General features: G+C 70.8%; 21 protein-coding genes. 10 read left to right on the top strand and 11 right to left on the bottom strand.

Going from position 1 to position 23,082, the window contains the following annotated elements; translation table 11 throughout:
• Positions 1 to 43: 43 nt before the first annotated feature.
• From ACIQ9P_RS11860 to ACIQ9P_RS11835, 6 genes are all read left to right on the top strand, one after another.
• Complete coding sequence (locus ACIQ9P_RS11860; RefSeq protein ID WP_402353595.1) at positions 44 to 916, top strand: hypothetical protein; 873 nt, start codon at positions 44 to 46, stop codon at positions 914 to 916.
• Positions 913 to 1,512 carry an LOG family protein gene (locus ACIQ9P_RS11855; protein ID WP_402353592.1) on the top strand — a complete coding sequence of 200 codons (600 nt, stop codon included), beginning with the start codon at positions 913 to 915 and terminating at the stop codon, positions 1,510 to 1,512. The genes ACIQ9P_RS11860 and ACIQ9P_RS11855 overlap by 4 nt, the downstream gene beginning before the upstream one ends.
• Complete coding sequence (locus tag ACIQ9P_RS11850) at positions 1,509 to 2,060, top strand: orotate phosphoribosyltransferase (protein ID WP_402353589.1); 552 nt, start codon at positions 1,509 to 1,511, stop codon at positions 2,058 to 2,060. The genes ACIQ9P_RS11855 and ACIQ9P_RS11850 overlap by 4 nt, the downstream gene beginning before the upstream one ends.
• Positions 2,057 to 2,725 (top strand): HAD family hydrolase, encoded by a 669-nt coding sequence (locus ACIQ9P_RS11845; RefSeq protein ID WP_402353586.1) that lies wholly within the window; start codon positions 2,057 to 2,059, stop codon positions 2,723 to 2,725. Before ACIQ9P_RS11850 ends, ACIQ9P_RS11845 begins: the two co-directional genes overlap by 4 nt.
• A gap of 227 nt (positions 2,726 to 2,952) precedes the next feature.
• Positions 2,953 to 5,607: an alanine--tRNA ligase gene (alaS, locus tag ACIQ9P_RS11840; protein ID WP_402353583.1), complete on the top strand. Its 2,655-nt coding sequence runs from the start codon at positions 2,953 to 2,955 to the stop codon at positions 5,605 to 5,607.
• A gap of 186 nt (positions 5,608 to 5,793) precedes the next feature.
• Complete coding sequence (locus ACIQ9P_RS11835; protein ID WP_402353580.1) at positions 5,794 to 6,654, top strand: abortive infection family protein; 861 nt, start codon at positions 5,794 to 5,796, stop codon at positions 6,652 to 6,654.
• Positions 6,655 to 6,686: 32 nt separating this feature from the next.
• On the opposite strand, the gene ACIQ9P_RS11830 is transcribed toward ACIQ9P_RS11835, so the two are convergent.
• A complete protein-coding gene (locus tag ACIQ9P_RS11830) occupies positions 6,687 to 7,181 on the bottom strand; it encodes a GNAT family N-acetyltransferase (RefSeq protein WP_402353577.1) in 495 nt (164 codons plus the stop codon).
• 359 nt (positions 7,182 to 7,540) lie between these two features.
• Here ACIQ9P_RS11830 and ACIQ9P_RS11825 point away from each other — a divergent pair, with 359 nt between their 5' ends.
• Complete coding sequence (locus ACIQ9P_RS11825; RefSeq protein WP_402353575.1) at positions 7,541 to 8,035, top strand: hypothetical protein; 495 nt, start codon at positions 7,541 to 7,543, stop codon at positions 8,033 to 8,035.
• 82 nt (positions 8,036 to 8,117) lie between these two features.
• Here ACIQ9P_RS11825 and ACIQ9P_RS11820 read toward each other — a convergent pair whose 3' ends face one another.
• Positions 8,118 to 8,837 carry a hypothetical protein gene (locus tag ACIQ9P_RS11820; protein ID WP_402353572.1) on the bottom strand — a complete coding sequence of 240 codons (720 nt, stop codon included), beginning with the start codon at positions 8,835 to 8,837 and terminating at the stop codon, positions 8,118 to 8,120.
• Positions 8,838 to 9,937: 1,100 nt separating this feature from the next.
• On the opposite strand from ACIQ9P_RS11820, the gene ACIQ9P_RS11815 reads away from it, so the two are divergent.
• Entirely contained in the window at positions 9,938 to 10,963 is a 1,026-nt protein-coding gene (locus ACIQ9P_RS11815; protein ID WP_402353569.1) for a restriction endonuclease, read from the top strand.
• 236 nt (positions 10,964 to 11,199) lie between these two features.
• Here the strand turns inward: ACIQ9P_RS11815 and ACIQ9P_RS11810 are convergent, their stop codons facing one another.
• The gene (locus tag ACIQ9P_RS11810; protein ID WP_402353566.1) at positions 11,200 to 12,210 is read right to left on the bottom strand and encodes an Lrp/AsnC family transcriptional regulator; all 1,011 of its coding nucleotides are present in this window, start codon (positions 12,208 to 12,210) and stop codon (positions 11,200 to 11,202) included.
• A 205-nt stretch (positions 12,211 to 12,415) separates the two neighbouring features.
• Between ACIQ9P_RS11810 and ACIQ9P_RS11805 the strand changes: the two genes are divergently transcribed.
• Entirely contained in the window at positions 12,416 to 14,008 is a 1,593-nt protein-coding gene (locus tag ACIQ9P_RS11805; protein ID WP_402353920.1) for an MFS transporter, read from the top strand.
• A gap of 19 nt (positions 14,009 to 14,027) precedes the next feature.
• Here the strand turns inward: ACIQ9P_RS11805 and ACIQ9P_RS11800 are convergent, their stop codons facing one another.
• Positions 14,028 to 14,300, bottom strand: a complete 273-nt coding sequence (locus ACIQ9P_RS11800) for a type II toxin-antitoxin system RelE/ParE family toxin (RefSeq protein ID WP_402353563.1) — start codon at positions 14,298 to 14,300, stop codon at positions 14,028 to 14,030.
• Positions 14,301 to 14,398: 98 nt separating this feature from the next.
• Positions 14,399 to 15,238, bottom strand: coding sequence for an NmrA family NAD(P)-binding protein (locus tag ACIQ9P_RS11795; RefSeq protein WP_402353560.1), 840 nt, complete (start codon positions 15,236 to 15,238; stop codon positions 14,399 to 14,401).
• A 167-nt stretch (positions 15,239 to 15,405) separates the two neighbouring features.
• Between ACIQ9P_RS11795 and ACIQ9P_RS11790 the strand changes: the two genes are divergently transcribed.
• Positions 15,406 to 17,031 (top strand): PLP-dependent aminotransferase family protein, encoded by a 1,626-nt coding sequence (locus tag ACIQ9P_RS11790; protein WP_402353557.1) that lies wholly within the window; start codon positions 15,406 to 15,408, stop codon positions 17,029 to 17,031.
• On the opposite strand, the gene ACIQ9P_RS11785 is transcribed toward ACIQ9P_RS11790, so the two are convergent.
• The 6 genes from ACIQ9P_RS11785 to ACIQ9P_RS11760 all read right to left on the bottom strand — a co-directional run bounded on the left by ACIQ9P_RS11785 (position 17,000) and on the right by ACIQ9P_RS11760 (position 23,079).
• On the bottom strand, positions 17,000 to 18,517 hold the full coding sequence (locus ACIQ9P_RS11785) for a UbiD family decarboxylase domain-containing protein (protein WP_402353554.1): 1,518 nt from the start codon (positions 18,515 to 18,517) through the stop codon (positions 17,000 to 17,002). The two genes, ACIQ9P_RS11790 and ACIQ9P_RS11785, sit on opposite strands and share 32 nt — an antisense overlap.
• Positions 18,514 to 18,906: a chorismate mutase gene (locus ACIQ9P_RS11780; RefSeq protein WP_402353551.1), complete on the bottom strand. Its 393-nt coding sequence runs from the start codon at positions 18,904 to 18,906 to the stop codon at positions 18,514 to 18,516. The genes ACIQ9P_RS11785 and ACIQ9P_RS11780 overlap by 4 nt, the downstream gene beginning before the upstream one ends.
• A complete protein-coding gene (locus tag ACIQ9P_RS11775) occupies positions 18,903 to 19,352 on the bottom strand; it encodes an AraC family ligand binding domain-containing protein (RefSeq protein WP_402353548.1) in 450 nt (149 codons plus the stop codon). Before ACIQ9P_RS11775 ends, ACIQ9P_RS11780 begins: the two co-directional genes overlap by 4 nt.
• Before the next feature lie 52 nt (positions 19,353 to 19,404).
• Complete coding sequence (locus ACIQ9P_RS11770) at positions 19,405 to 20,085, bottom strand: flavodoxin family protein (protein WP_402353545.1); 681 nt, start codon at positions 20,083 to 20,085, stop codon at positions 19,405 to 19,407.
• 266 nt (positions 20,086 to 20,351) lie between these two features.
• Positions 20,352 to 21,653: a TrpB-like pyridoxal phosphate-dependent enzyme gene (locus ACIQ9P_RS11765; RefSeq protein ID WP_402353542.1), complete on the bottom strand. Its 1,302-nt coding sequence runs from the start codon at positions 21,651 to 21,653 to the stop codon at positions 20,352 to 20,354.
• 52 nt (positions 21,654 to 21,705) lie between these two features.
• Positions 21,706 to 23,079, bottom strand: coding sequence for an MFS transporter (locus ACIQ9P_RS11760; RefSeq protein WP_402353539.1), 1,374 nt, complete (start codon positions 23,077 to 23,079; stop codon positions 21,706 to 21,708).
• Between the last annotated feature and the right edge of the window lie 3 nt (positions 23,080 to 23,082).

Here is a 23,082-nt window from a genome sequence, read left to right as displayed (position 1 = left end):
GCAGCCCGCGCCCACGAATCCCACACTCCGAAGGGAGAAGCGCATGCCCACCCTGCAACTGGCAGAGATCACCCAGGCCAACCGGCCCGCCCAGCTGCCGCTGCTGTCAAAGCTCGCCGACATCCTGGCCACCTCCCCGGCCGTCACCCACCTGATGGTCCGCGGGTCGCTGGCCCACGGCACCGCCGACCGCCTCTCCGACCTCGACTTCGTCGTCGGCGTGCACGACGCCCAGCTGCCGGCCTTCGTCGAGGCCCTGGACACCCTGATGTCCGTCGAGGCCGGGGCCCTGCTGCCCGGCTGGCGCGACACGATCGTCGCCGACCTCGGCGGCCTCGGGATGGTCTTCCTAGTCCCCGACGACGGACGACTCCACCAGATCGACCTCTACCTCGCGCCCGCCTCCCGCATCCCGCGTCTGCGGGAGACGGTCAGCAGCGCCGTCATCCTCGACCGCGAACCCGCACCGGCGGCCACGCCGGACGTCGCGGTGGCGGAGAGCTTCACCGCCGCCTTCCTCGCACGGCCGCGCACGTGCACCGAGCTGCTGATCGAGCACCTGGTCCTGGCCGTGCTCCTGCACAAGCGGATCAAGCGTGGTCAGCGGTTCGTCGCGTACTCGGAGTGGCACCGGCTGCACACCGCGACGAAGAACCTCATCAAGACCGCCCTCGCGCCGGCCTCGCAGTTCTGGGGCTGGTACCAGCTGCGCGAGGAGATCGCCGTTACCCCGATCGGCCGGGCCTGCCTGGGCGACCTGGACGCGGCGATCAGCGGCCCCGCGATCCCGGAGGCGACCGACGTCAACGGCGCGATCGAGCGGGTGCTCGCCCTGGTGGAGCGGGCCTGCCCGCATGCGCTCCACAACCTGCACGACGCCGTCACCGCCTACCGCACGTACCAGGAGTTGGTGTGAACGCACTCCACCCTGCGGGCCCGGCCGCCAGCCGGGCCCGCGAGGCCCTGACCGCCGTCTTCTTCGGCGGCGTCGTCCCGGCTTCCGCCGCGGAGGAGACCCTGGCCGAGGAGATCGGCCGGAGCCTGGCTAAGGCCGGGTACCAGCTGCTGCACGGCGGCTACAACGGCCTGATGGAGGCAGCCGCCCGCGGAGCCGCCTCCCAGGGCGCCACCGTCACCGCGGTCACCCTGATCGGCAAGCACGACGAGTGGGGCGCGTTCAACCGTCACGCCACCCTGTCCGTCCACCTGCCCGACCTCGGCGCCCGGCTCAACCACTACCTGGAGCACGCCGACGTGATCGTGGCCATGGCCGGCGGCGTCGGCACCCTCCACGAGCTGACCGCCGCGCTCTACTACGCGACCACCGTCCGCCCCGTGCCGTTCTGCGTCACCGGCCCGGCTGCCCTTCGCCTGCTCGCCTTCCTGCAGGAGGAGAAGTGGCTCTTCGAAACGCCCACCCGGTCCCTCGGCTTCCTGCGTACCGCCGAGACCGCCGAGGACTTCCGCACCCACCTGACAACGCTCGACACCAGCCCGATCGGAGGAGCATGACCACCAGCCCGACGCTGGCCGGCCTCACCGCCCGCCTCTCCGAAACCGCCTGCGTGAACGCCCCGTTCAGGCTCGCCGACGGCACTCAGCTGAGCGCCTACTTCGACGAGTACCGCCTCGCCGCCGACCCCTCGCTGCTGCGCGACACGGCCCGCGCGATGACCGCTCTCATCCCCGACGACGCCCAGGCGCTGGCCGGCATCGAGCTGGGCGGAGTCCCGCTCGTCGTCGCGCTGTCGGCGGCCACCGGCCTGCCCGCCGCCTTCCTGCGCCGTCGCCCGAAGGGCTACGGCACCCGCCGCCAGATCGAGGGTGCCGACATCACCGGCCGCCGCACCGTCCTGGTCGACGACGTCGTCCGCTCCGGTGGTCAACTGCTCACCATGGCCCGTACGTTGCGGATGGCCGGGGTGCCGGTCACCGATGCCCTGTGCGTCCTGGAGCGCCCGCTCGGCGGCCGCATGCTGCTGGCCGACCACCGCGTCACCCTCCACGCCCTGCTCACCGAGGCCGACCTGCCCGCCCAGCGGACCGGTGATGCCGCGTGAAGCGGGCCGTCCTCTTCGACCTCGACGGCGTCCTCGTCGACAGCCGAGCCGCCCAACTCGCCACGCTGGCCGGATACGCGACCTCGGCCCTCGACCGCCGGATCACCGTCGCCGACCTCCCGGCCGATGCCGCCACCACACCGCGCGAGCAGGTACTGGCGACTCTCGGGATGCGGGGAGCGATCAACGAGGACGCCTGGGACGCGGCGACCGCCACCGCCAGCCTTCACGCCGAGGTCTTCCCGTTCGTCACCGGCACCCTCGCCGCGCTGCGGGAGTCCGGTACAGCCACCGGCATCGTGACCCTGCGGAGCCGCCGCAGGGCCAGCTGGCTCCTCCCGTCCAACGTTCTCGCCCTGATCGACACGGTCGTCTGCTACGAGGACGCCGCGCCCAAGCCCGCACCTGATGGGCTGCTGCTCGCCCTCGGCCGACTCGGCGTCGCCCCGCGGGACGCCGCGTTCGTGGGCGACATGGAGGTCGACATGCATGCGGCCCGGGCAGCCGGCGTACGGGCCATCGGCGCTGGCTGGGGCTTCGCGGGTGCCGAGTCCCTGGCCCGGGCGGGCGCTGACCTCGCCCTCCCCCATGCCGGCGACCTCGCCGGTGCGCTGCTCCTTCTGGTGGGCAGCGGCCAATCCGACGAGTACGCCAAGCGATCTTGACCCCAGACCCGCTACTGTTGGTGGTGCAGTCGCAGCGGACCGCTGCGTCCGGTGTCGGCTGCGCCACCTCAGAGCAATGGATCTGGAGTCATGGTCTACACCGTGGGGGCGCGAGCTATCTGCGTCGAGCTGGAGAACTGAGAACCCCTCAGTCCCTGTTCTCGGCCCGGCTCGGCGTGTGATCACCCCCCACCTCTCCACGACTCTTCCGTGAGGGCCATTCCGCTATGCGCTCGACGCAGATCCGCTCCACCTTCCTGGACTTCTTCGCCTCCCGCGGTCACCGCCAGGTCCCGTCCAGCCCGCTGATCCCCTCCGACCCGACCCTGCTGCTGGCCAACGCCGGTATGAACCAGTTCAAGCCCTACTTCCTGGGCGAGGTCACCCCGGAGTACCCGCGCGCCACCACCATCCAGAAGTGCGCGCGCACCTCCGACATCGACAACGTCGGCCGCACCAATCGGCACGCCACGTTCTTCGAGATGATGGGTAACTTCTCCTTCGGCGACTACTTCAAGGCCGACGCCATCGCCTTCGCCTGGGAACTCCTGACCAAGGGCTACCAGTTGGAGAAGGACCGGCTCTGGATCACCGTCTACAAGGACGACGACGAAGCCGAGCAGCTCTGGCGGAAGATCGGCGTCCCCGCTGACCGAATCCAGCGCCTGGGCATGGAGGACAACTACTGGTCCATGGGCGTCCCCGGACCGTGCGGGCCCTGCTCCGAGGTCAACTACGACCGAGGGCCGGCCTTCGGCCGCGAGGGCGGCCCCGCCGTCGACGGCGAGCGCTACATGGAGATCTGGAACCTCGTCTTCATGCAGTACCAGCGCGGGGAGGGCGACAAGAAGGGCGACTTCCCGATCCTCGGAGAACTCGCCCGGCAGAGCATCGACACCGGCCTCGGCCTCGACCGCCTCGCCGCGATCCTCCAGGGCGTCGAGAACGTCTGCAGCACCGACCTGCTCCTGCCCACCCTCAAGACCGTCCAGGAGCTCGTCGGCCGCGACTACCCCGGCAGCGGCGAGCAGAAGGTCTCCTTCCAGGTCGTGACCGAGCACGCCCGCTCGATCGCCTTCCTCATCGCCGACGGTGTCCTGCCCTCCAAGGACGGCCGCGGCTACGTCCTGCGCCGCCTGATGCGCCGCGCCGTCCGCCACGCCCGCCTGCTCGGGATCGACGGCCCGGTCCTCCAGGCCGCCACGGCAAGCGTGGTCAGCAACCTCGGCGACGTCTGGCCCGAGCTGAACGCCCAGTCCACGCTGATCGAGCAGGTCGTCACCGCCGAGGAAGAGTCCTTCACCCGCACCCTCACCCAGGGCACCCGGCTGCTGGACGCCGCTATCACCCACACCCGCACCACCGGCTCCACCTCCCTCGCCGGGGACACCGCGTTCGAACTGCACGACACGTACGGCTTCCCCGTCGAGCTGACCGTCGAGGCCGCCCGTGACGCCGGCCTGACCGTCGACGAGGACCGCTTCGCCGCCCTGCTCACCGAGCAGCAGCAGCGTGCCAAGGCCGGTGGCAAAGCCAAGACCGCCGAGGCCCTGCGCCGCCAGGACACCTACCGCGAGCTGTCCGCCCGCCACGGCCGCACTGACTTCGTCGGCTACGACCGCCTCACCATCGAGGCCAGCGTCCTCGGCCTGATCGCCGACGGCACCGTCGTGCCCGGAGCCGAGCAGGGCAGCACCCTCGAGCTGGTCCTCGACCGCAGCCCGTTCTACGCCGAGTCCGGCGGCCAGGTCGGCGACACCGGCATCATCCGCACCGGCGGCGGCGCCGTCCTGGAGGTGCTCGACACCAGGCTCGGCCTGGAGGGCTTCCACGTCCACACCGTGCGCGTCCTCGAAGGCGAGATCCGCAGCGGCCAGGCCGCCGAGGCCGTCGTCGACGGCGGGCGCCGGGATGCCGTCGCGCGTTCCCACTCCGCGACCCACGTGCTGCACGCCATGCTTCGCCGCACCCTCGGCGACCACGCCCGCCAGCACGGCTCTCTCGTCGACACCGGAAGGCTCCGGTTCGACTTCGCCCACTTCTCCGCCGTCGACCCCACCCAGCTCGCCGCCATCGAGGCCCTGGTCAACGACCACCTGCTCGACGACCCCGAGGTCCGCATCTGGCACGCCTCCCGCGCCGACGCGGAGGCCGCCGGGGCGACGGCACTGTTCGGCGAGAAGTACGGCGACCACGTCCGCGTCGTCGACATCGGCGACTTCTCCCGCGAACTGTGCGGCGGCACCCACGTCGGCCACGGCTCCAACGCCGGCCCCGTCCGTATCCTCGGCGAAGCCTCCATCGGCTCCAACCTCCGCCGCATCGAGGCCCTCACCGGCCGCGACGCCCTCAACTACTACGACACCGAACGCCGCCTCCTCGAAGAACTCTCCGCTCTCCTCGGCACCCGCCCCAAGGACGCTCCCGAAGCCCTGCGCAAGCGCCTCGACGCCCTCACCACCGCCCAGCAGGAACTCGATCGTCTCAAGGATGCCGAGCTGCGCGACCAAGCCCAGCGGCTCGCCGCAGCGGCGCGCCCAGTCGCCGGCGGCCGGATCACTACCCAGAAGGTGACCGGCCTCGGCCCCGACGAGCTCCGTCGCCTTGCCAGTGGGACCGTCGACCTCCTCGACGACGGCCGAGCCGTCGTCGTCCTCGGCACCGAGCACCAGGGCAAGGCCCTGCTCGCCGCCGCAATCACCCGCAGTCTCCACGAGGCCGACACCCAGGCCAGCCAGATCCTCACCTCCGCAGCCCGTGCTGTCGGCGGCGGAGCCGGCGGCAAGGGAGCCATCGCCAGCGCCGGAGGCCGCCGCACCGAAGCCCTCGACGAAGCCCTCACGATCGCCGCCCAGGAGGCCGCACAGCACCTCGCCCAGTAGCGGTCCCACGCCCGACATCTGCGCGTTGTGGGCGCGTTTCCGATCCCGGAACCGCGCCCACAACCCTTCGCCAAGGTCTCAGCTTCGGTGGCCGAGACTGACTGGTCAGACAGTTGCAGCAGGGAGCGGCTGCCCCTTTCGGGAAAAGACCGTGACGGCATGGGGGTCTGCTCCTATCTTCAGACCATGACCGTCACCGCACGGCGGGAGCTGGTGAGCCCCGCAACCCGCAACGCCTTCCGCTCTCTGGCCACGGACCTGACTGTCCGGATCGTGGCCGAGTTGTGGGAGGACCACGGGTTCGCGCCCATTCCGCCAGACGAGCTGAAGTACCAAGACCCAGGCCAGCGGCGGACCGAGTTCATGTTGTACGCGGAGGGCGTGGACTGGTCGGATCCGAACCACGTACGGCGTGCGCTCCTGGTCTTCGAGGACTTCATCCGTGCATACCGGAACCCGGACGACCAGGGCACGCCGAAATGGCTGGACGACATCAGGGTGCGCTTGGAGCGGGACGGCTTCACCCTCGACAGGGAGGGGAGGATCTCCTGGTCCAACCCCCCGGTACTTGTCCGGGACCTCAGCACCCTGAGCGATGCCTCGGGCATCACGATCGAGCTGGAACGAATTCGGCGAGACCTGACGACCGACCCACACGGGGCCATTGGCGCGGCCAAGCAGCTCATCGAGGCGACGGCGAAGACAGCCCTTCGGGAGCTGAACGTCGAGGTCGATAGGAACGCCGCGCTCCCCGCTCTGATCAGCACAGTCCAGAAGGCGCTGAAGCTCGATGCCGCCTCGGCTCCCGACGGGCCCGACGGCAGCAAAGCCGTGAAGAAGATCCTTTCGGGATCGGTGAACATCGCGATCGGCGTTGCCGAGCTGCGAAACCAGGGCTTCGGCAGCGGTCACGGTCAGGCGAGCGCACCGTCCGGGCTTGGCGTACGTCATGCTCGCCTGACGGTCAATGCTGCCGTGACCTGGTGCGAGCTGATTCTCGACACGCTCTCGGATCCCGCCGCTCCATGGCGCAAGGCCAAGATCTGATCGACTCCGGTACGACCCGCTTGACCCACCAGTCAGCTGGCGGCAAGGCCCTTCAGGAGCACAACACTCTCGTAGTTGGTCACATCCCACCGCCAGGTCCCAACCGGCACATATCCCCGCCGCTGGTACCAGTCGACCAACTCGATCGCCTCGACCGACGTGTCGATGACCACCTCGGTCGCCCCGAGAGCTATGATCCGCTCCTCCGCCAGGGTCAACAGCCGTTGCCCAAGCCCCGTCCCCCGATACGCGGGGTCCACCGCCAGCTGCCAGAACGAGCCCGCGCCCGCCGGAGCTGGGTAGCCGTCCGGCACCTTGTGTGGGGCCGCCAGCGTCACGGTTCCCACCAGCTTTGCCCCCAGCACTGCCGACCAGCACTCGCCCTTTCCCAGTCGGCTGGCCGTGTCCTCCACCGACTGGTAGGAGGCAAAGAAGGCCCGCCCTGCTGCAGCATGATCGGCGTAGGCACGGTGGAGGAGGCTCGTCAGCTCCTCCACCGAGTCGCGCCCGGCGAATCGTCGCACCACGAGCCGATCACACACTGTGAACGAGGTCGGCGCTCGGTCCGGTGGTCTAAGCACATGATCAAGTGTCGGTCGGCTAGCAACAGACCGCCCGCTGGGCGACGGATCCTGGTCTCAGTTTTGGTCTCATTCATCCCCGTCCAGCCAGGTTCAGCCGTCGCCCAGCCGTTTGCTCCGTTGCAGGTCAGGACAGGTATGAACCCCGGCGGACGGCGTTCGGGAGAATTGGAAAGCATGTTTGGGCAACCCCTCACAATTCGCCTTCTCGAACGCCTCGCTTGTGGTCTCCGTTGCACTGAACTCGTACGCCTGGACGGGCGCTTGGGACTATGGTCGATCCACTCGACCACTGGAGGGCCAGCATGGCGCAAAACGAGGAGCGAACCTGTGGGCGGCCGACGCGCACTGGCAAGCCGTGCCGCGTTCGCATATCCGGTTCGGATGTCGCCTGTGGTACGCACGCGACGGACGAAGATCGCGCAGTAGCGAAGGCGCATCGACAGGGCTGGAGCGAGGGGTACAAGGTCGGCTGCGAGTCTGGAGCCAGTTCATCAAAGCTGAAGATCGAGTGGTTGGAGCGGCGGGTTAAGGAACTCGAGCAACGGATCGACGAGGCCACTCGCATCTATGAAGTCGGCGGCGATCAGGTCGTAGATGTCGGTGGGTACGCGTACCGGTGGCGAGGTGGCGATCACCTCAAAGTGGGCGACCGAGTACTGCTCCCGGAGAACTACGTGAGCCGCATGAGCAGCGGCCCAGGACCAGTGGTCGGTGTGGTCACGGCGCTGGGCACGACGTATCGGGGCGCGCTCTCCTCCATCATCGGGCGGGCGCCGACGGCGGAGACAGAGGCTTAGAACACACCGGCAGGCCGGAATCGATCTCCTGAAACATGCGCCCCGACCAGCCTCGGTCGGGGCGCACATCACGTTTTGCGCCCTACTCGTCCAGTTCCTGCAGCGGAATCGGCGCGTCGAAGACGTCAACGACGAACTCCGAAGTCCCGCTGCCTTCGAAGTCTTCGTCGCGGTCGCTGTGGAGCAGGGTGTGAATCCTGACCCAGTGCCCCTCCGCGCTCGCACCCGCCGCAGCCTTGAGCGCACTGCGAACGGGCCCGAGGCCGGCAAGCGGCTGCTTGCTGGTCCAGGTATTCAGAAGCTTCACCTCTGTGGGAAGCGCCCACGTACGCGGCTCGTCGCTGGCAGGCACGGAGACCTCGTCGCTGAGCAACTGAATCACCCAACCGACGTCGCCGTCCGTACCGCGCTCGTTCGACATGCGGATGCCGAGCCCGATCATGTAGGCGCCCTCAAGGTAGTCCTCGAGTTCTTCGTCGATCCTGCTGAAGTAGACGGCATGGCGGACGATGTCGATTGGCCCGTATGTGGTGAATGTTCCTGCCTCAGGTGCGCACTTGTCCTTGAGGAATTGCTGCACGGCCATACGCACCGGGCTCGGGGCACGGTCCAGCACGGTCTGGAGGGCCGCGTTGTCCCGGTCGGACAGGAAGTCGTTGAGCGCACTGATGAGCTCGCCACTCAGATGGAGATCGCCGGCCCCCAGCGTGGTGACCACCTCCAACCGGTCATCAGGGTCCTTGACGAGGGCGAATACCCTGCATCGCCCCGGGCTCGTGTGCGCGATGAACGAATGGACCATTTTTGGCTCGCTTCACGTCTCAGAGACGGCAGCACAACGCACGTGTGCGTCAGCACCACCGTCGCGGGCAATAGAGGATCCCGCGTACCGACGTGTCACCCGAGCTACGTGCTCGTTCGCATGGTCGACCAAGCGGGTCGCCGTCACGCCCGGCACTTGAGCCCGAGCCTGCATAGCCATGCGAAGTTACCAAGGTGCGGTCAGAGCAGCAACGGGGTTGCCGGTCCCCGTCCCGGACTGCGGCCCGTCGTGGTTGCAGTTCTGGTTGCATTCACCCCCGTCCGGGGGCGTTCAGCGCCCGACCGGCGAGTCGTTCCGCCGCAGGTCAGGACGCCTGCGACCGCTCCTGGACAGTCGGACGAACATTTGGAAAGCGTGTTGGGGGCAACCCCTCACGAGTTCGAATCTCGTATCCTCCGCCTCTGCCAGCCATGGCAGCACGAAGGCCCCGACCGGGAAACCGGCCGGGGCCTTCGGCGTTCCCTGCCACCCACGGCGGCGGTCACGTTGGCCGGTCTCCAGGAAGCGGCCGCTGCCCCCACAGATGAACGGTGTCGCCGATGTGGACGATGCCGTCCTGGGGGCTGGAGGTCCGGGCGGCGATGCGCCACTCGGCGGTGCTGACGGGCGCCGGGTGATCGCTCGGGGTACGTCCGCCCCGGACGTACCCCGAGCCGCCGCTTCCCTCCTTGAGCTTCCCCACGCAGTCGCAGCAGACTGCACTCAGGGCATCCTCGTCGTGGGCTCACGATCTCGCCCCGCAGCGTGTCACCGATCCCCTTTCCGGCACCGGTCAACACCGGCTCGGTGATGGGCTGGTACTGGGCCATGGCAATCGAGGACCAGACCGTGATCGCCATCACGGGCTGCCTCGGCACATCGAGCAGGAGGAGAAAGGTCGAGCACGCCGACGCGTGCGCGGCGGAGGCCCGTACCAGCGCGAGATTCGGGGACTGCCCGGGCGGGAGCCGGCCCGCCGCATGGGCTCGGGCCTCTTGCGCCTGATCGAAGGCCCCTGACCTTCATTGCTCCCGAGTGGGCGGCGACTCAGTGCATCGTGCGCAAGCCCTGTGTCACAGGGGAATGCCAGGATGACTCGCATGGCGCGCAGTGGAGCGACGGACGGGGACTTCGAGGCCCAGATCCAAGTTGGACACGACTGGGACACACGCCTCGAAGAATGGCTGGACGCGGTCATTGGGCCCGATCCGCTGGAGAACGTCAAGAGCCGTGCACAGCACGAGCACAAGCCGCCCGGAAAGATCCAGGACTGGTCCTTTCCGACCGACGAACTGCGAGACGCGTACCTCGCGTCCGCAGGCTCACGCTCCGAGGAATCCGTACTTCGACTCCTTCGCCGATTCCTGTTCGAGGACGCCGCGTTCGATGCGGACTTCCGAACGCTCAAAGCCATCCTGAGCGGCAAGGACGAGAGCACCTATGACGATACTCCTTTCGAATATGTGCGCAGGCTGCACCGGTGGATGGGCAAGAAGAGCAGACCGCACCCCGGAGTCCGCTGGTGCCTTGATCTTCTGCCCTTCGCCCCGAAGGGCGCGATCGACGTGATTCACGGCTATCTTGCCGCGCACTTCTGGATGCTCCCGGACGGGAGGATCGATGGCCTGAGTGACGCCATGGCGGTCATTCGGGCAAGGCGGCTGGATCCGGACGCCCAAGGGCGAGAGTTGCTCTTCTCCCTCAGCCCCAGGGAGTTGGAGTGCCTGACCAGCGCGCTGTACGAAGCCATGGGCTACACCGCAACACTCACCCCGCCCCAGCGGTACGGTGGCCGTGACGTCGTGAGCGTGAAGGAAGGTCCCGGGCAGCGAGAAGTCGTGCTGATCGAGTGCAAAGCCCATTCTTCCCCGGTCGGCGTGGAGATCGTCCGATCTCTGCTCGGCGTGGTGTCGACCGAGCGTGCGAATAAAGGCGTGCTGGTCACCTGCGGACGGTTCACGCGAGGGGCGGTGATGCTCGCCGCCAGAGAGCCCCGGCTGGAACTCATCCCCGGCGATGATTTCTCTGCGCTCCTGAGCTCTCATTTCGGGACGCTGTGGTATCTCCGGCGTGAGTCCATCATTGCACGGCACCAGCGCCGTGCCAGTTCAGCTTCTTCAGCCTGAGGTCACATCCGCAGAAACAGAGGCGTGACCGCTTCATCACTGCATCGGACGCTGGAAGGATCCGCGAGTTCAGGTCGAAATACCGCCGCGTCCTTGCTCTGCATATCGTCCGACTGCTGTAGATAACCGACGAGGGATCTGCCCAAGAACGGCAGAGGGCAGAAGGCCGGACCGTGTCACACGGTCGGGCCTTCATCTTTCTCCTGCGGCGGCCGGCCGGTGGCGGTGTGCCGGTGTCAGGCGAGGGCGGGGTGGATCAGGCGGCCGTGGTGGACGAGGGAGACGGACTGCTTGAGGCGGCGGGCGCGGATGCTGATCTCGTAGCCCCGGATGCCCTCGACGCCGGCCAGGCGGCTGCCGAGGTAGCGGTAGAAGGCGGGGGTGTCCTCGCAGATGACGACGGCCATGAGGTTGTGCCTGCCGCTGGTGGCGGCGACGAAGGGGCATTCCTCGTGCCGGGCGAGTTCCTCCCCGATCCGGTGGAGCCCGGGCAGGTCGACCTGGAGCCAGAGGACGGCGTTGAGGTCGTAGCCGAGCCGTTCGGCCAGGATGTCGATGCCGTAGGTGAGGGAGCCGGCGGCTTCCAGCGTCTCCAGTCGGCGGGCGACGCGGGTCGCGGACCAGCCGGTGGCCTGGGCCAGGCGGGTGTGGGAGGCCCGGCCGTCCTCGGCCAGGGCCTCGAAGAGGGGGCGGTCCGCGTCGGTCGAGGCGGGCGTGGGCACAGGGGGCACGGGTACGGGCACGGGCACGGGACGCCGCGCCGTCAGCTGTCCCACCTGTTCGTCGGTGAGGGCGCGCCTGCCCCCGGCCCAGCCCGCCGTGCCAGGGGGACTGAACTGGTGCAGGAGGAGGTCCACGCTCATGTCCAGGATCGAGGCGGCTTTAGGGAGTTGTCGCAGCAGGACGTCGTCGCGCCCGGTGTCGGCGGCCGAGCGGATGGTGCAGATGATCTCCGATCCGCCGGAGGCGACGCTGGCGTAGCCGACCTCGGGCCTGCGGGCGAGGGAGTCGGCGACGGGCCCGGCGGCGTCCGGGCGGCACCGCAGCCGCGTGATCCACTCCACCTGCCCCTGGGAGACCGGGTTGCTCAGCCCGACGACACGCATCACCCCGTCGCGGCGCAGCGCGTTGTAGCGGCGGGCCACGGTCTGTTCGGACGCGCCGACGACCTCGCCGAGGCGGCGGAAGGAAACCCGCGGGGCGCAGTAGAGACCGTGGATGATCCTGCGGTCCAGATCGTCGTACATGGAGGAATGGTCACACGGTCAGAAGCCGATATGGATGTTGTTCCGCATCTCCGGGGATCACTTGGGGATTTCTCGACCGCCCGGGTGAAGCTGGTCCGCGCCCGCAACAGCCGGTGCCCGCGCGGCACCCCGCAGTCGAAGGAACCACTTCGTGAACTCCGCAACGGTGCAGCGCCCCGGGGCCGGACGAGGCGTCACGCTCGTCATGGCCTGCCTGGGCGTCTTCGTCGCCTACCTGCCCGTGACCACCGTCTCGGTGAGCCTGCCGGCGATCCAGCGGGCGATGGGCGCCTCGACCTCCCAGCTGTCCTGGGTGTCGGACGCCTTCGTGCTGCCGATGGCCGCGCTGATCCTCACCACCGGGGTGTGGGGCGACGTCCACGGCCGCAAGCGGGTGTTCCAGGCGGGCATGGCGTTCTGCGCGCTGGGCGCGGCCGTCTCGCTGGCCTCGGACTCGGTGCAGGCGCTCTGGGTCGGACAGGCCGCCTCCGGCCTGGGGGCGGCGGCACTGCTGCCCACCACGCTGACCCTGATCAGCCATGCCGTCCCCGACCACCGGGAACGCGGCCGGTTCATCGCCCTGTGGGCCACGTCCATGCTGGCCTCGCTGGCCGTGGGACCGCTGATCGCCGGGGTGCTGCTGGAGCACGTCGGGGTGCGCTGGATCTTCCTCCTGCCGATCCCGGTGTCCCTGGTCGTACTGGCCGTCGCGGCCTTCCTGCTGCCCGACTCGCGCGCGCCGCACGGCCGCCGGCTGGACTGGCCCGGGCAGATCACGGCGGCCGTCGCGGTCACCGCGGTCGTCTACGGCGTGATCGAGGGCGGCGCCGACGGCTTCGGCACGCCCCAGGTGGTGGCGGCACTGGTGCTCGGCGCCGTGAGCGCGGTCCTGTTCGTCGTGGTGGAGCGCCGCAGCAGCAGCCCGATGCTCGACCTGGCGCTGTTCCGCAGCCCCGCCTTCGCGGCCACCTCGCTGATCGCCATGATCAGCTTCCTGGGGCTGATCGGCTTCTTCTTCGTGCTGAGCCTGTACTTCGGCCTCGTGCAGCACTTGACCACGCTGGAGGCCGGACTGCGGCTGATCCTGGTGTCCGGGACGTCCCTCGTCGTCGGCGTCCCCGTCGGACGGCTGATGCACCGGATCTCCGCCCGGGTCATGATCACCACCGGTCTGGTGGTGATGGGTGGCTCGCTGCTGTCGCTGACCGGCGTCGACGCCGGCACCTCCTACGGGTCCCTCGCCTGGCGCCTGGTCCTGCTCGGCCTGGGCGTGGGCACCGTGCTCACCCCGATGACGGCATCCGCCGTCTCCTCCGTCCCGCACCACCTGGCAGGGATGGCCGCGGCGGGGAACAACGCCTTCCGCCAGCTCGGCGGCGCTCTCGGCCCGGCCGTGCTCGGTGCCCTGCTCACCACCCGCGCCCTCGACGCCCTGCCCGACCGCCTCGCCGACGCCGCGGTGCCGGCGGAGACCGGCGGCCACGTCCTCGCCGTCGCCCGGGAGCAGGGGCTCGGCGCCGTGGCCGGCCTCGACCTGGGCCCTGCCACCGGACCGGCGCTCTCCGCGCTGAGCGGGTCCTTCCTCGACGGCCTCCGGCTCTGCCTGGTCGTCTCCGCCGCCCTCGCCCTGCTGGCCGCCCTCGTCTGCGCCGTGCTGCTGCGCCCGGCCTCGGCGAGCGGCGGCCGCCGGTCCCCCGCAGCGGGTGCCACGACCCCACCGCGGCACACGGCCGCCGCCCCTGCCCAGGACGCCCCCGCCGAGGAGGCACCCGCCCAGGAGCTGCAGCGCACCCCGTGACGGCCGGGGCGCCCGGCGTCTACAGGTTTCGGTAGACGTCGCGGCGGTTGCCCAGGGCGAGGACCCAAACGATCAGTCGGCCGCCCTCGATCGTGCAGACGACCCGGTAGTCCCCGACCCTCAGACGCCAGCGCGAGCTGTGCCCCTGCAGGGCCTTGATGTCGAAGGCGGTCGTGTCCCCTTCGTCCAGTCCTCGCTGGAGCTCGGTGAGGCGGTAGAGGATCCGCAGGGCGTCCGGGCGGGGGATCTTGAGCATGCCCCGCTGAGCATGCGGGGTGTATCCGATGTACATCTGCATCACCAGACATGCCGTTCCTCCGCCCCGCCGGCCATGGCAGCGCGAAGGCCCGGACCGAGGCAGGCGGTCCGGGCCTTCGGCGGTCGGGCCCGTCAGCGGAAGGCCGCCAGGTTGTCGGTGAGCCACCGGGTGTAGGGGCGGGCGGGGTGGCCGGTCAGCCGCTCGACGGTGTCGTTGACCGGGGCCGGCTTGCCGGCGGTGGCGGCCATCAGGTCCAGCAGGGCGGCCACGAAGTCGGCGTCCATGAACCGGCCGAGCTGCTCCCGCACGGCCGGGGCGGGGACCTCCTCGAAGCTCAGCCCGCGGCCCAGGGCGCGGCCGAGCGCCTCGACCTGTTCGGTCTGGGTGAGCGACTGGGGGCCGGTCAGCTCGTACACCCGGCCGAAGTGTTCGGGGCTGCCGAGCACGGCGGCGGCCGCCTCGGCGACGTCGCGCTCGTGGACCAGCGAGGCGGCCGCCGCGGCGTGCGGGCCGCGGACGACGTCGCCGCCCGGCAACTGCATCGCCCAGGACAGCGAGTTGATCGCGGGGAAGAACAGCCGCAGGAACGTCCGGTCGACGCCGGTCGCCGTGATCTCCCGCTCCACCCGGGCGTGGTAGGCCGCGATCACGTCGGGCTGCGGGTCCGCGCCGTCGACGACGGCGCCCGAGGACAGGAACACGATCTGCCGCACCCCGGACCGACGCGCCTGTTCCAGCAGCGGCTGCACGTCCATGCCGTAGGGCAGCACCAGGAACAGTTCGGTGACGCCGTCCAGCGCGGCCCCGAGCGTCTCCGGCCGGGTCAGGTCCCCGGCGACCACCTCGACGCCCTCGGGCAGTCCGGCCTTCTCCGGCGTGCGCGACAGCGCCCGCACCTTGCGCCCGGCGCCCGCCAGCGCCTCCACCGTCTGCCGCCCGAAGTGCGCGGTCGCACCGATCACGAGAATCATGGTGGATCCCTCTCCCTCACCGTTCCGGTCACTGCCTTCGGAACAGACAGTAGAAGTCATCTAGGTCAGTTCCGGTCCTAAGTAGCGCCGATCTCCCGACGGCCGGGCCGCGCTGACGGGGTGTCGTGCATGCGACACTTCGGGAAAACGGGGCCGGAGGGAGAGGCGTGGGATCGTCGGAGCTGCTGATCGTGCTGGACCGGGGGAGTGCGACGCCCCTGCAGCAGCAGGTGTGCGACGGGATCGCCGGGCTGGTCAGGTCGGGGCGACTGCGGGCCGGGGAGGCGGTACCGGCCTCGCGGGAGCTGGCGGCGCAGCTCGGGGTGTCGCGGACGGTGGTTCTGCGGGCGTACGAACTGCTCACCGCGAACGGGCTGTTGACGGCCCGCCGGGGTTCGGGGACCAGGGTGGCGGAGCGGGCCGCCGGGGAGGGGTCCGAGCCCGGTCCGGCCCGGACGGCGCTGGCGCCGCAGCCGCCGCTCGCCACCGACGGCGGGGACGCGCTGTGGCAGCCGTGGGAGCCGCCGCCGATGCACCGGGCCGGCGCGGCGCTGGACTTCCGGCACGGAACCCCCGCGCTGGCCAACTTCCCGGTGTCGCGCTGGCGGCAGTCGGTGCACGAGGCGTACGCCCGGGCGGACGTCGCCGCGCTCGGGTACGGGCCGGCGGAGGGGTCCTCGGCGCTGCGGGCGGAGATCGCGACGCTGGTCCGGCAGAGCCGGGCGCTGGACGCCCCGCCCGACAGCATCCTGGTGACCAGCGGGGCCACCCAGGCGCTGGACATCCTGGCCCGGCTGCTGGTCGGCCCGGGCGACGTGGTGGTGATCGAGGACCCGAGCCACACCGTGCTGCGCCAGGTCTTCGGCTCCGCCTCCGGCACGGTGGTGCCGGTGCCGGTGGACGAGGAGGGGCTGCGGGTCGCGGACATCGACGCCCACGTCCGGGCGCACGGTCAGGACCCGGACCGGGTGCGGCTGGTCTATGTGACGCCCTCGCACCAGTTCCCGACCGGCTTCATCATGTCCGAGGCCCGGCGGCGGGCGCTGCTGGCCTGGGCGGGGCGGCGCGGGGCGACGGTGCTGGAGGACGACTACCACAACGAGTTCACCTTCGCCGCCGAGCGGCTGCCGGCCCTGGCCGCCGCCCGGCACCAGGGCACGGTGGTCTACGTCGGGAGCTTCAGCAAGACGCTCTTCCCGGCGCTGCGGATCGGCTACGCGATCGTGCCGCAGCGACTGGTGCAGCCGTTCCTCGGCATCAAGTGGATCACCGACCGGCTGACCCCGACGGTCACCCAGGAGGCGCTGGCGCACTTCGTCGCCACCGGGGCCTACGCCCGGCACGTCAGCCGGATGACCCGGCTGTACCGGGAACGCCGCCGTTCGCTGCTGGACGGCCTCTACACGCACTTCGGCGCCGAGGTGCGGATCTCCGGGGCGGCCGCCGGTCTGCACGTCCTGGTCACCCTCACCGGGGCGCGCGGCGTCGGCGAGGACGAGATCGTGCGCCGGGCGGCGGCGCTCGGTGTGCGGGTGTACCCCGCCTCGGGGTACTTCGTGGGGGAGCCGCCGGCCGAACCGACCTTCCTGATGGGCTACGCGGCCCTCCCGGGCGCCCGGATCGCCGAGGGCACGGCGCTGCTGGCCACGGCGGTCCGGGAAGCCACGACCACCCGGGCGGCAACAACGGCCCGAGCGGCCACAACGGCCCGAGCGGCAACGACGGTCCGGACCGCCACGACGGTCCGGGCCGCCACCGCCGCTAGCCGGAGCCGGGGCCCGGGTCCTCGGTGAACCGGGCCCGCCGGAAGCGGTGCCGCTGCGCGTACGGCACGGTGCAGTCGAACACCGCCTTCGCGGTCCGGCCGTCCGCCGACAGCGCGGGCGAGTAGGCGACCGACTGGCTCGGGTCGAGCGGGAAGCCCTCCCGGTCCGGCAGGACCAGCAGGTCCCGGTCGGCCTGCCACCGGGTGACCATCGCCCACCAGAGGTCCTGGTCGGACTCCACGTCCACGTCCTCGTCCACGGACAGCACCAGCTTGGCCATCCGGAACTCCTCCAGCACGGCCTGCGACGCCTCCCGCACCAGCGCGTCGTCCTCGGCCGAGCGTTTGGCCGCCCACTGGAGCACCACCATCAGCTGTCCCCCGCCGGCGGTGTGGCAGTGCACCGCCCGGACGGGGGCGCCGCGGCGGCGCAGTACGGCCAGCACCGCGGCCTCCATGCCGAAGCCGAGCAGGACGGACTGTTCGTGGCCGGGGCCGGAGACCGCCTGGAGGATCGGGCCGCGCCGGGCGGTGATCCCGGTGATCCGGACGGTCGGCAGGGCCGGGTGCGCGGTGCCCTGGTAGCCGAGGAACTCCGGAGTGGCGGCGGCGCCCCGGGGGTTCTCCGGCATGGTGTCCGGCAGCAGTTCGCCCTCCAGCACGTACTCGGCGTGGGCGATGTACTCGGCGTCCACCGTGCGGCAGGGCAGGAGTTCCACCGGCGCGCCCGCGAGCGCCCCGGCCACCGCCAGTTCGTCGGTCCCGGTCGGGACGAGCGAGGTGGGGCAGCAGGAGGCGAGCAGGACAGCGGGGCCGAGGCCGAGGTGGATCGCCACCGGCAGCGGCCGCCCGGCGTCGAGGGAGTTGCGGTGGGCCTGTTCCAGGTCCCGCCCCGGCACCATCCAGATGGTGAGCAGGTCGGGGCCCTGGACGCACATCCGGTGGATCGACAGGTTGCGCACACCGGTCGCCGGATCGGTGGCCAGCACCGCGCCGAGGGTGAGGTACGGGCCGGCGTCCTCGTCGGTGAGCACCGGGACGGGCAGGGTGGTCAGGTCCGGCTTCCGGTCGCTGCGGGCCCACCGGTCCGGGTCGGCGGCGGGTACCGGCGGCAGCGGTGCGGCCACCGCGTCCAGCAGCCGGTGGGCCAGCTCGGCGGGGGTGGCGCCGAGCAGGGCGGCCGCCCGGCGCCTGGTCCCGTACAGGCCCATCAGGACGGCCCCGGCCCCGGGTTCCGCACCGTCCTCGGACGTGATGCCGTCCTCGGCCGGCCCGGCGCCCCCGGACGTGGTGCCGTCCTCCCCCGCGGCGAGGCCCGAGGGCGTCACCCGCTCGAACAGGACGGCCGGGCCGGGGCCGGTGGGCGGCGCCGCCGGGGCGCCGGCCCACCGGGCGTAGCGGGAGGAGACCCCGAACCGGGCCGGGACCTCCTCCCGGACCCGGACCAGTTCTCCTGGCATCAGGTCCAGCGCGGCCAGCGCCGCCCGCAGGTCGGCCGGATGCCGACGGCTCATGGCCCTTCTCCGGCGGTGCCCCCGGAACCGGCGCCGGAACCGGCCGCGGCGGCCCGGCGCTCCTCCAGGAGCACCATCTGCATCCGGGTCAGCTCGTCGATCAAGGTGCGGTAGGTGGCCTCGGCGATCCCCGGCGGCATGCCGTGCTCGTCCGCCAGACCCCGGACCTTGGCGACGACCTGCTCCACCCGGCCCGGGGAGCGGACGGTCTCCTCGTCCCGCTTGAATCCGGTCAGCTCCCGCACCACGGCGGTGCGCTCCGCCAGCAGCGCGACGATCCGGCGGTCCAGCGCGTCGACGGAGAGCCGCAGTTCGTCGATCCGGGGATCGATCGCGGGCGACGCCGGGGCGCCCCCGGTACGGTCGGCCCCCGTGGTGTCGGCGCTCATGCGGTCGGCACCACCTTGTCGACGACGTACACGACCGTCGGTTCGCCCTCCGCGCCCTGCGAACGGTGCTTCTCGTCGTCCGGGATCACGAAGCCCATGCCGGGGCGGCACGGCACCGAACGGTCCTCGAAGTGGATGGTGAACTCGCCCTGCAGCACGTAGCCCTGGTGCCCGCGCAGGCACCACTCGTGCTCGTCGAAGCCGGCCGGCAGCTCCATCAGGCGGACCCGCAGGCCCTGGGTGTAGGCGATCTTCACCCGGCCCTCGGCTCCCGGCTTCTGCCACTTCTCCCAGGGGATCAGGTCGAAGTCGACACCGACCAGGACGGGGGCCCCGGTCCCGGTCGCACCGCTGTTCTCATTGCCGCTCCGGCTGCCGGCCAGATCGCCGGTGTGGTCGCCGGTCCGGTCGCCGGTCTGGTCGCCGATCTCGGTCTCGGTGGACATGGCACTCCTCAACAACACGTCGGTAAAGGGGTATCGGTGGATCGGCGGTGCTTCAGCTGACCTGCTTCTCCGAGGAGGTCCGCTGCCCCGGCAGGACGACGCGCGGGGCGCGGGACACCCGCTCGTTGCGGTCGTCCACCGGCAGGACGGGCCGGCCGTCGGCCGTCTGGTGGCGGCGGAGCAGCTGGGTCATGTCGATCATGCGGTGGAGCATCCGCTCCAGTGCCTCCAGGCCCTCGGCGTCCTGGAGCTGGGGCTGCGGCGAGGTGTTGCGAAGCAGCGCCGGAAAGCCGCTGCCGACCAGGATCATGCGGTTGAGCAGCAGGTTGTCGACCAGTTGGCTGTGCACCGCGGCGTCGCTGTAGCGGCGCGAGACGACGATGATGCCGCCCACCTTGTTGGCCAGGGGGCGGTCGAAGCGCAGGAAGCCGACGCCGGCCCGTTCGATGAAGATCTGCATCAGATGGGCGGGGCCGAAGCCGTGCACCGGGGTCGCGTAGACGATGGCGTCCGCCTGCTTCATCTGCTCGACGATCGCGGGCATGTCGTCGCGGAGTTCGCAGGGTGCGGTCCGCTGGTTGCAGTCGCCGCACGGACTGCACGGCGAGATCCGGTGCTCGCGCAGGTGGACGGTCCGGAACTCGGCGCCCCGTTCCCGCACCAGGCGGCCCGCGTACTCCAACGCGAGGTCGGTGTTGCCGCCCGGCCGCTCGGAGCCGCAGATCCCGAGCACGATCGGATGCGGAGATGTTCCTTGCACGTGGTTCCCCCTCGTAGTCTGCCCCTACGGGGACGGGCGCCCGGACGGGCCCGTGTTGAGGGCCCGTCCGGCTGTTCGCCCGCCTGTCACCGCTCAGTACTCGTCAGTCCTTGAGCCTTCTCGCCGATCCTCGGGCGTTCACCGGCCCTTGGGCCGTATCGCCGGTCCTTGGGCCGTATCGCCGGTCCTTGGGCCGTATCGCCGGTCCTTGGGCGTTCGCCGGCCCTTGAGCCGTCCCGTCAGTCCTTGAGCTTGCCGGCGAAGTAGTCCGTGTACGCCTGCATGTCGAAGTGCCCGTGGCCGGACAGCGTGAACAGGATGGTGCGGGCCTCGCCGCTCTCCTTGCAGGCCAGCGCCTCGTCGATGGCCGCCCGCACCGCGTGGGTGGACTCCGGCGCCGGGACGATGCCCTCGTTGCGGGCGAACAGGACGCCGGCCTCGAAGCAGGCGGTCTGCGGGACGGCCCGCGCCTCCAGCAGGTCGAGGTCCTTCAGGGCGCTGATGATGGGCGCCATGCCGTGGTAGCGCAGGCCGCCCGCGTGGATGCTCGGCGGGACGAAGTCGTGGCCGAGGGTGTGCATCATGGTGAGCGGGGTGAGGCCCGCGGTGTCGCCGAAGTCGTACTCGTAGCGGCCCTGGGTGAGGGTCGGACACGAGGCCGGCTCGACGGCGAGCGCCCGCACCGAGCGGCCCCCGCGCAGCTGCTCGCGCAGGAACGGCAGGACCAGGCCGCCGAAGTTGGAGCCGCCGCCCGCCGCGCCGATCACGATGTCCGGGTAGTCCTCCGCCAACTCCATCTGGAGCAGCGCCTCCTGGCCGATCACCGTCTGGTGCGTCAGCACGTGGTTGAGCACCGAGCCGAGCGCGTACTTGGCCCGGCCGCCGCTCTTGACCGCGGCCTCGACGGCCTCGGAGATGGCCAGGCCCAGGCTGCCGCTGGCGTCGGGGTCGGCGGCGAGCGCGGCCCGGCCGGCGTCGGTCAGCTCGCTGGGGCTGGCGTGCACCGTCGCCCCGAAGGTCTCCATCAGGGCCCGTCGGTAGGGCTTCTGCTGGTGGCTCACCTTCACCATGAAGACCTCGCATTCGAGGCCGAAGTAGGCGGAGGCCATCGCGAGCGAGCTGCCCCACTGACCGGCGCCGGTCTCGGTGGTGAGCTTCTCCACCCCGGCCTGCTTGTTGTAGTACGCCTGCGGCACGGCCGTGTTGGGCTTGTGACTGCCGGCCGGGCTGACGCCCTCGTACTTGAAGTAGATCCGCGCCGGGGTGTCGAGCGAGCGCTCCAGCCGGTGGGCCCGGACCAGCGGGCTGGGCCGCCACTGGCGGTAGACGTCGATCACCGCGCCGGGGATGTCGATCTCGGCCTCGGTGCTGAACTCCTGGGCGATCAGCGACTCGGGGAACAGCGGCGCCAGGTCGGCCGGGGTGAGCGGCTCCCTCGTGCCGGGGTGCAGCATCGGCGGCACCGGCTTCGGCAGATCCGCCAGCACGTTGTACCAGGTGGTGGGGATTCGGTCCTCGGGCAGCAAGAACTTGGTGATCATCGGGCCCTCCCGGAATGCGTGAATACGGCGGTCGATCGGACGGTCACACGGTTCAGGCGCCGGAGCGGACGGCATCGGCCGGTCCGGGTCCGGCTTCGACGGAAGCGGAGGCTGAGGGGGAAACCGAGGTGGAGGGGGAAGCCGAGGTGGAGGCCGGAGCGGAACCCGGCCCGACCGGCGCGTCCTGGGGACCGGCCGGAGCGCTCGCGGCCGAGGACCGGATACGGAGCACCGCGAACACCGCGATGCCGACCAGCGGCGTGACCAGCATGGTGTGCAGCACCGGACGCGCGCCGTGGTTCTGCCAGATCAGCCCGAGGCCGAACGGCACCACCAGCCGGGCCAGACCCAGCACGAAGCCGTTGAGCGCCATGAAGCGGCCGACCCGGTGCTCGTCGACGTGGTCGGCGATGTAGGTGGGCACCACCACGGAGGCGATGATCTCCCCGAGCGTCCACACCACGGTGGACGCCAGCACCGCCGCGAGCGAGAAGCCGAAGTCGAGCACGGCCAGCCCCAGCGCCCACAGCACCCCGGCCACCAGCAGCAGGGTGCGGATCGGATAGCTGGCGATCCGCTTCTCCAACTGGAGCCCGAGACCCACCACCACGACGCTGTTCACCGTGTAGACGACGCCGACCAGCCCCGCCGAGGCGTTCAGCTCGGTGGTCACGGCCAGCGGCAGCGCGTACTCCAGCCCGATCAGCGGCGCCACGTAGAAGAACGAGGCGAGCACCATCCACAGCACATGACCGTGGACGCCGCCGAACCGGAACCCGCCGCGGGCCGCCTTGGGCGCGGCGGTGCCGGTGCGGGTGTCCCGGGGCACCCATACCCTGATCACGACCGCGCACAGCAGGCCGACGGCGATGTTGCCGGCGAACATCACGTGGTACGAGTACGCGGCCGCGACCCCGCCCAGCAGCGGGCCGATGCCCATGCCCAGGTTGTTGCCGATGTAGCTGACCGTGTACGAGAACGGCCGCTGCTCGGGGGTCGCCAGGTCGGCGATCAGGGTGTTCGCCGCCGGGCCGAACATGCCCATTCCCACCAGGGCGACGAACAGGTACAGCGCGTACGTCCACGGCGGGCCGTCCAGGGTGCCGAGGCCGAGGTAGCCGACGGCGTTCAGCACCAGGGCGGCGACCAGGGCGTCCCGGCGGCCGCGCAGGTCGCACACCGGACCGCTGAGCAGCGAGCCCACCAGCAGGCCGGTCGAGCCGACCGAGATCAGCAGACCCGCCTCGGCCGTACCGAGTCCCTTGCTGCGCACCAGGTACACGGCGAGCAGCGGGAAGACGAACATGCCCGCGCGGTTGACGAAGGACGTCACGAACAGCACCCGCAGCGGGAGCGGTAGTTCCTTGAACCTGGCCGGCCAGCTCTTCGGGGCGGCGGCGGTCCCTTCTCCGGTGCTCGTGGCCATCCC

The organism is Kitasatospora sp. NPDC094019, assembly GCF_044764505.1.
In the GTDB taxonomy this organism is placed as follows: Bacteria; Actinomycetota; Actinomycetes; order Streptomycetales; family Streptomycetaceae; genus Kitasatospora.
Note: the sequence above shows the minus strand (reverse complement) of the source record. Positions and strands in the feature narration are given on the sequence as shown.